General features: G+C 74.1%; 13 protein-coding genes. 1 reads left to right on the top strand and 12 read right to left on the bottom strand.

The features are described from left to right. The 9 genes from ACZ6I1_RS18555 to infC form a co-directional block, all read right to left on the bottom strand. Positions 1-1341: a transcriptional regulator gene (locus ACZ6I1_RS18555; protein WP_469288399.1), complete on the bottom strand. Its 1341-nt coding sequence runs from the start codon at positions 1339-1341 to the stop codon at positions 1-3. Positions 1342-1657: 316 nt separating this feature from the next. After that, complete coding sequence (locus ACZ6I1_RS18550) at positions 1658-2839, bottom strand: PP2C family protein-serine/threonine phosphatase (protein ID WP_469288396.1); 1182 nt, start codon at positions 2837-2839, stop codon at positions 1658-1660. 139 nt (positions 2840-2978) lie between these two features. Then, a complete protein-coding gene (gene pheT / locus ACZ6I1_RS18545) occupies positions 2979-5507 on the bottom strand; it encodes a phenylalanine--tRNA ligase subunit beta (RefSeq protein ID WP_469288395.1) in 2529 nt (842 codons plus the stop codon). After that, the gene (pheS, locus tag ACZ6I1_RS18540) at positions 5507-6634 is read right to left on the bottom strand and encodes a phenylalanine--tRNA ligase subunit alpha (RefSeq protein ID WP_469288393.1); all 1128 of its coding nucleotides are present in this window, start codon (positions 6632-6634) and stop codon (positions 5507-5509) included. Before pheS ends, pheT begins: the two co-directional genes overlap by 1 nt. Positions 6635-6784: 150 nt before the next feature. Then, positions 6785-7900: a sensor histidine kinase gene (locus ACZ6I1_RS18535; protein WP_469288390.1), complete on the bottom strand. Its 1116-nt coding sequence runs from the start codon at positions 7898-7900 to the stop codon at positions 6785-6787. A gap of 55 nt (positions 7901-7955) precedes the next feature. After that, positions 7956-8813, bottom strand: a complete 858-nt coding sequence (locus ACZ6I1_RS18530; protein WP_469288617.1) for a TrmH family RNA methyltransferase — start codon at positions 8811-8813, stop codon at positions 7956-7958. Positions 8814-9050: 237 nt separating this feature from the next. Beyond that, positions 9051-9437, bottom strand: coding sequence for a 50S ribosomal protein L20 (gene rplT, locus ACZ6I1_RS18525; RefSeq protein ID WP_007263143.1), 387 nt, complete (start codon positions 9435-9437; stop codon positions 9051-9053). Between the two features lie 104 nt (positions 9438-9541). Further along, complete coding sequence (gene rpmI / locus ACZ6I1_RS18520; RefSeq protein ID WP_069919538.1) at positions 9542-9736, bottom strand: 50S ribosomal protein L35; 195 nt, start codon at positions 9734-9736, stop codon at positions 9542-9544. Between the two features lie 104 nt (positions 9737-9840). Then, complete coding sequence (infC, locus tag ACZ6I1_RS18515; protein WP_469288388.1) at positions 9841-10554, bottom strand: translation initiation factor IF-3; 714 nt, start codon at positions 10552-10554, stop codon at positions 9841-9843. Positions 10555-10909: 355 nt separating this feature from the next. On the opposite strand from infC, the gene ACZ6I1_RS18510 reads away from it, so the two are divergent. After that, positions 10910-11296, top strand: a complete 387-nt coding sequence (locus ACZ6I1_RS18510) for a DUF1844 domain-containing protein (protein WP_469288386.1) — start codon at positions 10910-10912, stop codon at positions 11294-11296. A gap of 71 nt (positions 11297-11367) precedes the next feature. On the opposite strand, the gene ACZ6I1_RS18505 is transcribed toward ACZ6I1_RS18510, so the two are convergent. From ACZ6I1_RS18505 to ACZ6I1_RS18495, 3 genes are read right to left on the bottom strand one after another with little or no spacing between them, the layout of a single operon-like run. Beyond that, positions 11368-12108: an SseB family protein gene (locus ACZ6I1_RS18505; RefSeq protein WP_469288384.1), complete on the bottom strand. Its 741-nt coding sequence runs from the start codon at positions 12106-12108 to the stop codon at positions 11368-11370. A 21-nt stretch (positions 12109-12129) separates the two neighbouring features. Continuing rightward, positions 12130-13365 carry a type VII secretion-associated serine protease mycosin gene (gene mycP / locus ACZ6I1_RS18500; protein WP_469288382.1) on the bottom strand — a complete coding sequence of 412 codons (1236 nt, stop codon included), beginning with the start codon at positions 13363-13365 and terminating at the stop codon, positions 12130-12132. Continuing rightward, entirely contained in the window at positions 13362-14192 is an 831-nt protein-coding gene (locus tag ACZ6I1_RS18495) for a hypothetical protein (protein WP_469288380.1), read from the bottom strand. The genes mycP and ACZ6I1_RS18495 overlap by 4 nt, the downstream gene beginning before the upstream one ends. Between the last annotated feature and the right edge of the window lie 150 nt (positions 14193-14342).

The raw sequence follows: 14342 nt of genomic DNA, 5'->3' as shown, positions 1-14342 counted from the left end.
TCACAGGGGAACGCGCAGCGCCCCGTCGATGAGCTGGGCGGTCTCCTCGGCGCCCGAACACCCGCTGGTCAGCAGTTGTTCGCGGACGGTCCGCAACCGGTCGCGCAGCCGCAGCGACTCCATTCCCTTGGCGCGTTCCGCCATTTCGGCCGCGGCCGCCACCGCCCGGTCCGCCTCCCCCTGCCGCAGCTGGATCTCGCACAGCATGGCGAGGCGGTGCACCCGGCCGCGGTCGTGCGCGGGGGTGCCGACGGCCGCGGCCGCCTGCTCGTGCGCGGCGGCGAGGTCCCCCAGCCCGAGCAGCGCCTCGGCCACCTGGACGTTGACCAGCCCCGGCTGTACGTAGCCGGTCTCGTCCGGTTCGGCGCCCGGGGTGATCCGCTCGGCCGCCGACTCGGCGTGCCGGATGCAGGCCAACGCGGCCCGGGTGTCGCCGAGTCGGGCGTACGCCTTGGCCTGCATCGCGTACAGGTCGGCGGCCAGCGCCGGGGTGGTGTGCCGGCCGGCGGCGCGCAGCGCGGCCTCGGCGAAGGCCACGGCCTGCCGGTACTCCCGCAGGTGCAGGGACTGGTTGACGATCAGCGCGATGACGTACGCCCCGAGCCCGCGGTCCCCGCTCGCCTTGGCCAGGCGCAGGGCCTGGTGGAAGTAGCGCTGGGCGAGCCCGTGGGCGTCCGAGTCGTACGCGCAGATCCCCGCCACCGCCACGAGGGACCCGGTGGCCCGGTGCAGCCGGCGGCCGAGGGCGTCGGGATAACTGCCGCGCAGCATGGGCGCCGTTTCACTGCCGAGGAAGCGGACGATCCGGTCCCGGGTGGCCACCCCGCCGGCCCGGCGGTACATCAGCTCGTAGTGCGCGCGGGCGGCCCGCAGGATCTCGATGTGCTCGGGCCCGATCCTGTCCGGGCCCTCGCGGGAGACGTCGGCGTCCTCCGGCGGGTTCTCCCACTCCCAGACCGGGATGACGGCGGGGGTCCCGGTGACGGCCTGCGCCGTGAGGAGTTGGGTCCGGGCCTGCCCGTCGGCCCGCCACAGCGCGGCGGCGCGGTCCACGAAGCCGCTGAGCGGGGAGGCGTGGGAGGAGGCGGGCAGGCCCGGCACGCCGAGGCCGATGTCGTCCAGGCCCACGGGCCTCCTCAGCCGGCCCCCGAGCACCTCGCAGATCAGGTCGGGGACCTGGCCGCGGGGCCGCTGGCCCTTCAACCACCGGGCGACGGCCGTGTGTTCGTAGCGCAGCGCGAGTCCGCGGGTGCGGCCCGCCTGGTTCACGTACGCGGCGAGTCCGGCGTGGGACATGCCCGCCTCGGCGAGGAGGGCGTCGAGCAGGACATTGGGCTGCATGGGCCGCTCCCGGGGGCTCGTCGGTTTCAGGCTAGTGCGTACTCGGTTCACACGGGGTGTGAACCGAGTACGCGCATAAATGCGATACGCACTCTGCCGCGGGGGGTCCCGGGGGCGGTTCACTTAAGGGCCTCGCCAAGAGGCGGCTCGGGTCGTCGGCTCCCCCTCGTACAGTGCGACGACCCGTCACCGCGCCGCCCGTCCTGCTGTCTGCCCGACACTCCACGGCAGGCGGGCGGCGTGCCGGTTCCGCCGGTGCCCGGTTGGTCGCCGGGCCCGGCGGGGCCGGCCTGGCCGGGGTGGCATGCCCGGCCGGTCAGGACCGGTCGTCGCGGAGCACCAGCAGGGCGACGTCGTCGGCGAGTCGTCCGCCGGTGTGCCGGAGCAGGGCCGTGTGCACGCCCGCCACCAGCCGCGCGGGCGTGAGCGGTTCCGCTGCGAGGACGCTGTGCAGGGGGAAGAACGTGCCGGCGGCGTTGCGGGCCTCCGCGGCGCCGTCGGTGTACAGGAACAGGGTGTCGCCCGGGCGCAGTTCCCCCACGAGGTGTGGCTGAACCTCCACCGGTACGGGCACCACCCCGAGCGGGGGCATGGTCTCGCCGTCCAGCGCCTGTACGTGCGTGGGCCGCTGCGCGGGGCTTCCCCCACCCCGCCCCTTCCCGAAACCGGGGCTCCGCCCCGGACCCCGTACGGCGCTCCGCGCCCGCGCCTCACACGCCGGCGGGGCTGGGTTGACGGCCGGCACCTTCGAGGCCGGCTCGGCCGCATCCAGCCCCGCCGGCGTGTGAGGCGCGGGGTCCGGGGCGGAGCCCCGGCTGCGCGGAGCGCAGGGCTCCGGGACCGCCGCCGGGCGCAGCAGGTACGGCCAGGGGTGGCCGCAGTTCAGGGCCAGCAGGGTGCCGTCCGGGCCGATCTGGAGGAGCAGCACGGTCACGAACTCCTCGGCCGACGGAGACTCCGGCTCGGCCGGACAGGCCGCGGGATGCTCCGCTCGCGCCCGGTCGCGTACGTGCCGCCCCAGCGCCCGCTCCATCCGCACCAGTACGCCGCCCAGCGACACCTCGTCGTACGCCGCTTCGCGGAAGGCTCCGAGGACGGCCGCGGCCGCACCGAGCGCCGGCAGCCCGTGTCCCCGCACGTCCCCCATGACCACCCGCACGCCGTGCACCGTCGGCACGGCTTCGTACAGGTCCCCGCCCACCGCTGCGCCCCGGCTCGCGGAGAGCTGCGCGGCGGCCAGCGCGAGCCCGTCCATGCGTCTCGGCAGCGGCCGCAGCAGTGCCCGCTGCGCGGCCCCCGCGATCTCCTGCGAGCGCCGCAGCTCCGCGACCAGCCCGCGCCGGATGTGCAGCGCGCAGCCCGTCGCCAGCAGCAGGAACGCCGCGCACGTGGCCAGGCTCGGGACCAGCCGCCCCGGGGTGGACAGCTCCCAGGACACCGCGGCGCCGCCCCACGCGAAGACGCACACCCGCCGTACCTGGGGCATCTCCCCGATCATCGCGGCCTCCCCTCGGCCGCAACGATTGTGCCGACCACCCGGTGCCCCGGACACGGGTCGCGGGCCTTCTCACCCGAATGAGTGAGGGGCGCATCCGGTGGTCCGGATGCGCCCCTCAGCAGGCCTTACAGGCGGGCGGCTACGCGCCCCGGAGCACCGCCCCGGTCCGCTCGCCCGCGAGCGCCACCGCCGCGTCGCGCGCGGCCGTGGACTCCTCGGCGGTCAGCGTCCGGTCCGCGGCGCGGAAGCGCAGCGCGTACGCCAGGGACTTCTTGCCCTCGCCGACCTGCTCACCGGTGAACACGTCGAACAGCCGGAGCGACTCGAGGAGTTCGCCCGCGCCCTCGCGCAGCGCGGCCTCCACGTCCGACGCCGGAACCGACGCGTCCACGATCAGCGCAACGTCCTGGGTCGCCACCGGGAAGGAGGAGATCCGGGGCGCCTGGAGGGCCTCGCCGCCGGCCGCCGCGAGGCGGTCGAGGTCGAGCTCCATCGCGCTGGTACGGGCCGGCAGGCCGAGCGCCTTGACCACGCGCGGGTGCAGCTCACCGGCGTGGCCGATGACCTGCTCGACGCCGTCGAGGGTGACGGCCAGCTCGGCGCAGCGGCCCGGGTGCCAGGGGCCGTACTGGCCCTGGCGGACGAGAAGCTCCGCGCCGGCCTCGGCGGCCAGCGCACGCGCGGCCTGGACGGCGTCCGCCCAGTCGGCCGGGCGGCCCTTGCCCCACCAGCCGGCCTGCTCGCGCGCACCGGCCAGCACGACCGCGGCGTACCGCGGCTGCGCGGGCAGGGCCGCGTTCAGGGTGGCGATCTCCTCGTCCGTGGGACGGCGGTCGACCGGCAGCCGTACGGCCGCGCCCGGCTGCGGGCCGGCCAGGAAGACCGAACCGGTCTCGAAGAGCGCGAGGTCGTGGCTGCCCCGGCTGTCGTTGCGGCGCAGCGCGCCGAGCAGACCCGGCAGCAGCGTGGTGCGCAGCGCCGGCTCCTCGTCGGAGATCGGGTTGACCAGCTTGACGACCTGGCGGGCGGCGTCGTTCTCGGGCAGCTGGAGCTGGTCGAAGACGCCCTCACCGATGAACGGGTAGCTGAGCGCCTCGACGTAGCCCGCGCCGGCCAGCGCGCGGCCGGCCCGGCGGTGCAGCTGCTGCCGGGGGGTGAGACCGCGGCCGGAGGGCACCTGCGGGAGGGTCGACGGGAGGTTTCCGTAGCCCTCGAGCCGGATGACCTCTTCGGCGAGGTCGTTGGGCGCGGCGAGGTCGGGCCGCCACGAGGGGACGGTGACGACGAGCTCGTCCTGGCCGTAGACGTCGCAGCCGACCTCCTGGAGGCGGCGTACGACGGTCTCGCGGCCGTAGTCCATGCCCGCGACCCGGTCCGGGTGGTCCGCGCGCATCGCGATGGTGCGCGGGGCGCCGGGGGCGAGGAACTCGGTGACCCCGGCCTCGGCGGTGCCGCCCGCGAGGAGCACGAGCAGGTCGACGGTCCGCTGCGCGGCCGCGGCGGCGGCCAGCGGGTCGACGCCCCGCTCGAAGCGCTTGGAGGCCTCGGAGGACAGCTTCAGGCGGCGGGCGGTGCGCGAGATCGACACGGAGTCGAAGTGCGCGGCCTCGATGACCACGTCCCGGGTGCCGGTGACGGCGCCCGTCTCCGGGTCGGTGACGGAGTCGGCGATCTCGGTGTTGGCGCCGCCCATGACACCGGCGAGGCCGATCGGCCCGCTGTCGTCGGTGATCACCAGGTCTTCGGCGTCGAGCGTGCGCTTGACCCCGTCGAGGGTGGTGAACTTCTCGCCCTGCTCGGCGCGGCGGACACCGATGGCGCCGTCGATCCGGGAGCGGTCGTAGGCGTGCAGCGGCTGGCCGAGCTCGAGCATCACGTAGTTGGTGATGTCGACGGCGAGCGAGATCGGGCGCATGCCCGCCTTCTGCAGGCGGCGGGTCAGCCAGATCGGGGAGCGCGCGTCGGGGTCGAGGCCGGTCACCGTGCGGGCGGTGAAGCGGTCGCAGCCGGCCGGGTCGTCGACCTTGACCGGGTAGCCGTACGAGTTCGGCACCGGGACGTCGAGCAGCGCCGGGTCGCGCAGCGGCAGGCCGTAGGCGGTGGCCGCCTCGCGGGCGACGCCGCGCAGGGACATGCAGTAGCCGCGGTCCGGGGTGATGTCGATGTCGAGGACCTCGTCGACGAGCTCGAGCAGCTCGATCGCGTCGGTGCCGACCTCGTGCTCCGGCGGCAGCACGATGATGCCGTGCGTGCCGTCGTCGCCCATGCCCAGCTCGTCGCCGGAGCAGATCATGCCGTGCGAGGTGCGGCCGTACGTCTTGCGCGAGGCGATCGCGAAGTCGCCGGGCAGGACCGCGCCGGGCAGGACCACGACGACCTTGTCACCGACGGAGAAGTTGCGGGCTCCGCAGACGATCTCCTGCGGCTCGCCGGTGCCGTTGGCCTGGCCGACGTCGACCGTGCAGAAGCGGATCGGCTTGCGGAAGCCCTCGAGCTCCTCGATGGTCAGCACCTGGCCGACGACGAGCGGGCCCTTGAGCCCGCCGCCGAGCTGCTCGACCGTCTCGACCTCGAGGCCGGCGTCGACGAGCTTGGCGGCCACGTCACGGCCGGTCGCACCCGCGGGGAGGTCGACGTACTCCCGCAGCCAAGAAAGCGGGACCCGCATCAGATCTCCATCCCGAACGGCCGGGTGAAACGGACGTCACCCTCGACCATGTCTCGCATGTCTTCTACGTTGTGGCGGAACATCAGCATCCGCTCGATGCCGAAACCGAAGGCGAACCCGCTGTACTTCTCGGGGTCCACGCCGCAGGCCACCAGCACCTTGGGGTTGACCATGCCGCAGCCGCCGAGCTCGATCCAGCCCTCGCTGGAGCAGGTACGGCACGGGCGGTCGGGGTTGCCCACCGACTCGCCGCGGCACACGTAGCACTGCATGTCCATCTCGGCGGACGGCTCGGTGAACGGGAAGAAGTGCGGGCGCAGGCGCGTGGTGGTGCCCTCGCCGAACAGCTCCTGGACCATGTGGTCCATGGTGCCCTTGAGGTCGGCCATGGTCAGGCCCTCGTCCACGGCGAGCAGCTCGACCTGGTGGAAGACCGGGGTGTGCGTCGCGTCGAGCTCGTCGGTGCGGTACACGCGGCCCGGGCAGACGATGTAGACGGGGGGCTTGCGCTCCAGCAGCGAGCGCGCCTGCACCGGGGAGGTGTGGGTGCGCAGCACGACGCCGGACTCGTCTCCCGCGGTGCCTTCCGGCCCCTGGACGAAGAAGGTGTCCTGCATCTGGCGCGCCGGGTGGTCGGGCGTGAAGTTGAGGGCGTCGAAGTTGAACCACTCCGCCTCGACCTCGGGCCCCTCGGCGACCTCGTACCCCATGGCCGTGAAGATGTCCGCGATGCGGTCCATCAGCGTGGTCAGGGGGTGCCGGGCGCCGGCGGGAACGCGGTCGTAAGGCAGCGTGACGTCCACCGCCTCCTCGACCAGCACCCGCTCGTCGCGCTCGGCTTCGAGCTCGACCGTGCGGGCCCCGAAGGCCTTGTTCACGGCCCCGCGGGCCTGGCCCACGCGCTTGCCCGCCTCGGCCTTGGCCTGGGGGGGCAGGGCGCCGATCTCGCGGTTGGCGAGCGCCAGGGGCGAGCGATCGCCCATGTGCGCGGTCTTCGCCTCACGCAGCGCGTCGAGGTCGCCGGCGGACGCGAAGGCGGCGAGCGCCTCGTCCCGCATGCGCTCGATCTCTTCCGGTTTCAGTGCCTCGACCTCGACAGGGTCGTACGACTTGTTCGGTGCCGACATCTCTTCCCGTACTTCCGATGGCTGGCTGGTGGTCCCCGTACGGCGCGATCAGACCGATCGACACAGAGACACAAAGGTGCCAAAGGACGAGTCTAAAGGTCGCTGGGGCTGAAGGAGCCCGTGGGCCGCCTGGCAAGACGCTCCGCAGTGCTACTGCGTGAGGTAGGCCGGGGCGCTCACGGGCAGGATAAATCGGAACTCGGCGCCGCCGCCGGGGCCGCGGCCGACCGTGATGGTGCCGCCGTGGGCCTCCACGATGCCCTTGACGATGTACAGGCCCAGGCCGGTGCCGCCGCGCTTGCTCCCCCGCCAGAAGCGGGTGAAGACGCGGCCCATCGACTCCTCGGGGATCCCGGGGCCTTCGTCGGTCACGGTGACGGCGGTTCCCTTCTCATGCGGCGATACGTCGATGGTGACCGTTCCGTCTCCGTGTCGCACCGCATTTTCGAGGAGGTTGCCGAGGATCTGGTCGATCTTGTCCGGGTCGGCCCACAGATCGGGGAGGGGGCGGCTGACCCGTACGAGGAACCGCTCGGGGGCCTGGCCGTTCGCGGTGAGCGCCTGGACGTGCCGGCCGACGGCGGTGGCGATGTCCACCGGCTGGCGGCGCACCTCGAGGCGCCCGGAGTCGATCCGGGAGATGTCGAGGAGCTCGGCGATGAGGCGGGTGACGCGGTTGGCGTCGGCGTCGACGGTCTCGAGCATCAGCCGCTTCTGGTCGTCGGTGAACCGCTCCCATTTGGCGAGCAGGGTCGCGGTGAAGCCCTTGACGGAGGTCAGCGGGGAGCGCAGTTCGTGCGCCACGGTGGCGATCAGCTCGGCGTGGCTGCGCTCGGTGCGGCGGCGGGCCTCGGTGCCGCGCAGGGTGACGACGAGGCGGCGCAGGGGACCCGTGGGGTGCGTGCGGATGTAGCTGGCGGAGACGAGCACCTCGCGGCCGCCGGGCAGCAGCAGGTTCCGCTCGGGCTGCCCGCGGCGGGTGGCGAGGCCTCCGTACGGGTCGGTCAGGGTCCACCAGCGGCGCCCCTCGAGGTCCTCGAGGGGCAGTGCGCTGTCGATGCGGGCGCCGAGGGCCTGGCCGGCCGCGATGGCGGTGATCCGCGCGGCGGCACGGTTGAAGCAGACGACGCGCCCGGTGTGGTCGGCGACGACGAGCCCGTCGGGCAGGTCGTCGGGGTCGATCCCCACGCCGGCCCCCCGGAACCGCTGCTCGGCCGCGTCGGCGGCTTCCGCGGCCCCCGGTGAGCTGTTCGTACCGACGGTCATGTCCCCGTACCCCACATCTCCGAGTAGCGCAGTGGGCCCCCGGGCCGCCACATTACTAGCTGGGGGTCACGGAGCGGCACCCTCCGGGTGCCCGCTGTGCACGCGCGGAGGCGTACAGGCACACGGCGGCGGCCGTGGCGAGGTTCAGGCTCTCCGCCTTGCCGTGGATCGGGACGCGGACGACGGCGTCCGCGAGGGCCCTGGTCTCCTCGGGCAGGCCCCAGGCCTCGTTGCCGAAGACCCAGGCGGAGGGGCCGCCCATGGTGCCCGCGTCCAGCTCGGCGTCGAGGTCGTCCTCGCCGGCCCCGTCGGCCGCCAGGATCCGTACGCCCGCCGCGCGCAGCCCCGCCACGGCCTGCTCCACGGGGACGCCGACGGCGACCGGGAGGTGGAAGAGGGAGCCTACGGAGGCCCGTACGGACTTGGGGTTGTACAGGTCGACCGAGGCGTCGGTCAGGACGACGGCGTCGGCTCCGGCGGCGTCGGCGCAGCGCAGCACCGTACCGGCGTTTCCGGGGTCGCGGACGTGCGCGAGGACGGCGACGAGCTTCGGCCGGGCCGCGAGGATGTCCTCGAAGGGCGAGTCGAGGAAGTGGCAGACGCCGACGAGGCCCTGCGGGGTGACGGTCTGCGAGACCTCGGCGAGCACCTCGTCGGAGGCGTGGTGCACCCGGGCCCCGGAGGCGAGGGCGGCGTCGATGATCTCGGTGTAGCGCTCGGCGGCCTCGACGGTGGCGAACAGCTCGATCAGGGTCGGCGTCCCCTCGGCCCCGCGGTGCTCGACGGCTTCGCGGACGGCCTGGGGGCCTTCGGCGATGAACCGGCGCTCCTTGGTGCGGAAGTTGCGCCGCGCCAGTCGCCTGGCGGCGGCCACCCGCGGGGATCGGGGGGAGATCAGCTCGGGGTGACCCAGGTCAGCCATGTTCTCTGCGGTTCTCTCTCGGGGGGTGCGGGGCCGCGCGGGGCGCGGGCGGTGCGGGCGGCACCGGGCTTGCGGGCGGTGCGGAGCTTCCGGGCGGTGCCGGGCTTGCGGGCGGGCCGGGCTTGCGGGCGGTGCCGGCGCTCGTGCCGTGCGGGGAAAGCACTCGGACCCGCAGGCGAATCGCCTGCGGGTCCGAGGATGCCGACCGCCTACGCGGCCGGCCAGGCCTTACGCAGCGGCCTTGGGGGCGTTGACGTCGGCCGGGAGGGCCTTCTGGGCGACCTCGACCAGCGCGGCGAACGCGTTGGCGTCGTTGACGGCCAGCTCCGCGAGGATCTTGCGGTCCACCTCGATGTTGGCGGCCTTCAGACCCTGGATGAGGCGGTTGTACGTCATGCCGTTCTGGCGGGCAGCAGCGTTGATGCGCTGGATCCACAGCTGACGGAAGTCGCCCTTGCGCTTCTTGCGGTCGTTGAAGTTGTAGACCAGCGAGTGGGTGACCTGCTCCTTGGCCTTGCGGTACAGGCGCGAACGCTGACCGCGGTAGCCGGAGGCCGCCTCGAGGATTGCCCGGCGCTTCTTGTGGGCGTTTACTGCCCGCTTGACGCGTGCCACTTTTTAACTCCTTGTAGCGGGGCCGTGGTTGTCTTCACACGGCCCGAATTCGATGGGTTCCCGGTCCTGACGCTCATCCGCTCCCGGCGCGGGAGCGGAGAGCATCACTTGCCGAGAAGCTTCTTGATCTTCGCGGCGTCGCCGGGGGCCATCTCCGCGTTGCCGGTGAGGCGACGGGTGATGCGGGACGACTTGTGCTCGAGCAGGTGGCGCTTGCCGGCGCGCTCGCGAAGCACCTTGCCGGAGCCGGTGATCTTGAAGCGCTTCTTGGTCCCGCTGTGCGTCTTGTTCTTCGGCATAGCGCCGTTATCTCCTCGTCGGTGGCGCTCCCCCCGGTCCGGTTCGGGACCGGGTGGCGGGAGCGTCATGTTGTGTCGGTGATCCGAGACAGGCTGCCCCGGAATCAGGCCTCGGCGTTCGCCTCGTCGGCGGCGGCCTCGGTGACGTCGGCATCCTCGGTGGTCTCCGCCTCGACCTCGGCGGCCTCCTGGGAAGGAGCCTCCTCGTCGGTGGCGGCGACACCCTGGCGCTCCGCCTTGCGGGCGGCCTGCGCCTCGCGGGCTTCGGCCATCGCCTCGGTCTTCTTCTTGTGCGGACCGAGGACCATGATCATGTTTCGGCCGTCCTGCTTCGGGTTCGACTCGATGAACCCGAGGTCCTCGACGTCCGAAGCGAGACGCTGCAGCAGTCGGTAGCCGAGTTCCGGCCGGGACTGCTCGCGACCACGGAACATGATCGTGATCTTGACCTTGTCGCCCTGCTTGAGGAACCGAACGACGTGACCCTTCTTGGTGTCATAGTCGTGCGGGTCGATCTTCGGCCGGAGCTTCATTTCCTTGATGACCGTGTGCGCCTGGTTCTTGCGCGCCTCACGGGCCTTCATGGCCGACTCGTACTTGAACTTGCCGTAGTCCATGAGCTTGCAGACCGGCGGGCGTGCGGACGCCGCGACCTCGACCAGGTCGAGGTCGTACTCCTGCGCGAGCTCAAGCGCCTTGGCAAGCGGCACGATGCCGACCTGCTCGCCGCTGGGACCGACGAGTCGTACCTCGGGAACGCGAATCCGGTCGTTGATGCGGGGCTCGGTGCTGATGGATCCTCCTCGGTAGCACCACACGACTGCCTGGCAGACAGCCGCTGACGTGTATTTCCGTCAGACCGACCGCGGCGGGGAGAATGAAAAAAGCCCCGCCGGGCACAGGCAGGGGCTCCAAAGGGACCGGAGCACCGCCACGTGCGAACCGCGGGGCGCAGACTCGGGCAGCTTTCCATCGTCCGTACGGAACGATGGATGCCGCCTGACCGGTGACCCGCCGCCCCGGAGGGTGGTCGGGTGGGAGATCGGAGCCTCCACTTGTGGGCCGGGGACACAGGTCTCCGGCCGGTCGTAGCCCAATATAGCATTCCGCGCCAGGACCGCTCACCTGGTGCTCCGGTCGGGGGCCCGCGGCGCCCGGCTTATCGTGGGGAGCATGACTGACGCGACCCGCCCCGCCGACACCGCCGCCGACACCGCACCCGATTCGCCCGACTACGACGCCATGACCCGCGACATCGCGGACGTCCCCGCCGTAGAGGTGATCACCACGGTGGCCGTGCACCTGCTGAGCGCCGCGGCGGTCAACCTGGGCCTGGACAAGCCCGACTCCGAGCACAAGGACCTCGACGAGGCCCGCAAGCTGATCACGGCCCTGGCCGGCCTGGTCACCGCGAGCGCCACCGAGATCAGCTCCTTCCACGCCGCCCCGCTGCGGGACGGCCTGAAGTCGCTCCAGCTGGCCTTCCGCGAGGCCTCGATCGTCCCGGACGAGCCGGGCCAGGGCCCGGGCGAGAAGTTCACCGGTCCCGTCTTCGGCTGAGCCGGCCGAGTCGGCGCCGTACGGGGCGGGGGTTGCGGGGTTCGTTCCCGCAGCCCCCGCCCCTTCGCCGTTCAGCGGGTGAACAGCGCCTCGCCGGGCGGGGCCGGGGCGTCCGGCGGCAGCAGCGCCAGGTCCAGGCCGCGCACCAGCCGGGCGCGCAGGGTCTCGTCCGCCGCCAGGGCCTCGGCGACCCGGCGGGCCGCCGGCTGCGCCCGGGCCGCCTCGGCCGGCACGATCGCCAGGGTGCCGTCGGAGTCGGCGCCGCCGGGGCCGAGGTAGGCGCGCAGTACGGCCTCCTCCGCCGCCACGGCGGCCCGTACGGCCTCCCGTACGGCGGGATCGGCCAGCGGATCCGCCTGGGTACGGCCCTCGGCCAGCGCGAGCAGCGCGGAGCCGGTCAGCTGGTAGGTGACCGGGCCGGCCAGGTCCAGGACCACGGTGTCGGCCTTCTCGTGTGCGGCGGCCGCCAGCGCCTGGTGCAGCGGGACGGCCACCGGGCGGGCCGCCGGGTCCCACAGGGCGAGCGAGGCGGTCGAGGTGAAGGCGGGCAGGGCCCGCCGGTCGCCCGCGCGCAGGGTCGGTACGGCCATGTCGCTGGTCTTCTCGCGCCGCAGGCCGGTCTCCGGGTCGGTCTCCGCCTCGCCGAGTACGGCGACGACCGGGACCAGCAGGCGGGCGTCCTTCAGGGCCGCCAGCACCTCCGGCTCGTGCGACCGGTCCTGGGACCAGGCGGCCAGGGCCGCGCTCAGCCGGGGGTCGGCCGAGCCGTCGTCGTCGGAGAAGCCGGGGTCGGGAATGTTCTTGTTCGCCATGTTCGCCACAGTTACCCGACCCTACTGTGCCGGGCCCGACGGCAGGGTGAGGGGTTGGCGGTCCCGGTCGCGGGCCCGGCCCCGGGAGCCCCGGCGCGGCCGCCGCGACAGTAGGGCGGCCAGGGCGAGCAGCACGGCCCCGGCGGCCGCGGACTGCGGGGCGCCGAAGCGCGCCGCCCGCTCGGGCGGGCGGACCGGGTCGGGGCCCGGGCCGAAGTACGCCTTCCCGGCGGCGGCGGGCGCGGGGACCGGCGGCTCCGGCTGAACGGCCTCGGCGACCTGGAGGGCCGCGACGGGGTCGACCATCCCGTGGCCGCGGGCGTCGTCGCGGCCGCCGGCCGGGCTGTCGGACGCGGTGTCCTCCAGCAGCTTCTTGATCTGGGCCGGGGACAGGTCCGGGTGGGCGGCCTTGACGAGGGCGACGGCGCCGGAGACGAAGGCCGCGGCGGCGCTGGTGCCCCAGCCCTCGTAGTAGGAGCGGTCGGGATCGGCGATGACGACGTCGACGCCGGGGGCGCTGACGGTGGCGTACCAGTTGCGGGTGGAGAACTTGGCCTTGCGGCCGCGCCGGTCGACGGCGGCGACGGCGATCACCCCGGGGTAGGCGGCCGGGTAGGAGACGCGGTCGCCGCTCTCTCCGCCGTTGCCCGCGGAGGCGACGACGACCACGCCCTTGGAGAGGGCGTACTGGACGGCCTCGTCCTCCCCCGCCTCGTGGTGGGCGGAGTCGCTGTCGTCGCCGAGGGACAGGTTGATCACGTCGGCGCCGTGGTCGGCGGCCCAGCGGATGCCTTCGGCGAGGGCGCCGCCCTTGCTGTCGCGGGCCTGGGCGCGGCCCGGATCGCCCTCCTCCAGGATCACCCGCACGGGCAGGATCCTGGCCTGCGGAGCGATGCCGAGGACGCCCTGGGCGCGGCCGGAGCCGTGGCCGTGCCCGGCGATGATGCTGGCCATGGCGGTGCCGTGGCGGGCCCAGGAGCGGTCGCCCCGGCCGGCGCCCATGCCGATGAGGTCGGCGCCCTCGAGCACCTGCCCGGCGAGGTCGGGGTGGGAGGCGTCCACCCCCGTGTCCAGGACGGCGACGGTCACCCCGTCGCCGCGGGTGGTGCCCCAGGCCTCCTCGGCGCGCAGGGCCAGGAGCCCCCACTGGCGGTCGCGGAGGGAGTCGGCAGTGGCCGGGGCCGCGCCGGCAACCGTCAGGACGGCGGCGACGGCCAGGGCGGCGGCGCCCCGGACGAGCGCCCGGCGGCGCCTCATCGGGAGGCCTCCGGGGCGGGAGTGGCGCGAGCGGCGGCCGGGGCGGGCGGGTCGGCGAGGAGCGCCACGGCGTTGCCGATGCGGTCGGCGACGGCGTTGGCCTCGTGGCCGAGCCCGGCCTGGGCCACGGCTCCGGTGGCGTCCTTCTTCATCACGTCCTGCGCGGGGCGGGGCGCGTCGAGCGGACGGCCGTCGGCGAAGGCGGAGACGGCGTAGACGATCACGGGGGCCTTGTCGAGGACGGACGCGGTCCAGGCGGCGCGCTGGTTGTCGGCGAACCCGTACGCGGGCGGGGCGGTGAGCCGGCCGGTCAGGGCGGTCATCGCGGGGGCGTCCGCGGGGGTGAAGACCATGCCGACGGTGATCAGGAAGCTGCGGGTGGCGTCGGTGTAGGTGGCGCGCAGCACCCGGGTGCAGCCGGCCTCGGCCAGCAGGACCTGCCAGTCCGCGGCGAGGGCGGCCGGGCAGTCGGCGTCCGGGGCGAGCGCGATCCGGGTCCAGCTCCGGTCGGAGCCGCCGGGGCCGGCCGCGGGGCCGGCGAGGACGGGCGGGAAGAGGGTGTCGACGGGGGCGGACCGCCACAGCGACCCGGCCTTGCGGTAGACGGCGGCGGCGGACGGCGGGTGGTGCGCGGCGCGGTGTTCGAGCCAGGCGTCGGCTCCGGCGCCGCCGACGAGCCCGAGGCCGAGGAGGGCGCAGAGCACGGCGGCGAGGACCCGTCCGGGGTGGCGGCGCGGCGGCGGCGGGAAGGGCGGCGGGGTCTGGGCCGGCTCCCGGGGCGGATCGGGCTCGCCCAGGACCGCGGTCCGCGGTGTCGTCGTGGTCATCCGGCGGCTCCGCCCCCCGTTCCGTACGGCTGCCTGCCCGTACTCTACGGGTTCCCCGGCGGGGTGCTCCGCTGTGTCCGGGGCCGTGGGCTCCGCAGGGGCGGGGGCCGCGGCGGTGGCCGGGGCGGGGCAGGGGGGCGCAGGTCCGGG

It is taken from the genome of Streptomyces sp. NPDC046303 (assembly GCF_055588085.1).
This window is presented reverse-complemented; position numbering and strand designations above follow the sequence as displayed.

Bases quoted from the DNA above. Each gene is read 5' to 3' on its own strand.
- ACZ6I1_RS18555 (WP_469288399.1), bottom strand. From the start codon at position 1,341: ATGCAGCCCAATGTCCTGCTCGACGCCCTCCTCGCCGAGGCGGGCATG.
- pheS (WP_469288393.1), bottom strand. From the start codon at position 6,634: ATGTCGGCACCGAACAAGTCGTACGACCCTGTCGAGGTCGAGGCACTG.
- mycP (WP_469288382.1), bottom strand. From the start codon at position 13,365: ATGAGGCGCCGCCGGGCGCTCGTCCGGGGCGCCGCCGCCCTGGCCGTC.
- ACZ6I1_RS18550 (WP_469288396.1), bottom strand. From the start codon at position 2,839: ATGATCGGGGAGATGCCCCAGGTACGGCGGGTGTGCGTCTTCGCGTGG.
- rpmI (WP_069919538.1), bottom strand. From the start codon at position 9,736: ATGCCGAAGAACAAGACGCACAGCGGGACCAAGAAGCGCTTCAAGATC.
- ACZ6I1_RS18535 (WP_469288390.1), bottom strand. From the start codon at position 7,900: ATGACCGTCGGTACGAACAGCTCACCGGGGGCCGCGGAAGCCGCCGAC.
- pheT (WP_469288395.1), bottom strand. From the start codon at position 5,507: ATGCGGGTCCCGCTTTCTTGGCTGCGGGAGTACGTCGACCTCCCCGCG.
- ACZ6I1_RS18505 (WP_469288384.1), bottom strand. From the start codon at position 12,108: ATGGCGAACAAGAACATTCCCGACCCCGGCTTCTCCGACGACGACGGC.
- ACZ6I1_RS18495 (WP_469288380.1), bottom strand. From the start codon at position 14,192: ATGACCACGACGACACCGCGGACCGCGGTCCTGGGCGAGCCCGATCCG.
- ACZ6I1_RS18510 (WP_469288386.1), top strand. From the start codon at position 10,910: ATGACTGACGCGACCCGCCCCGCCGACACCGCCGCCGACACCGCACCC.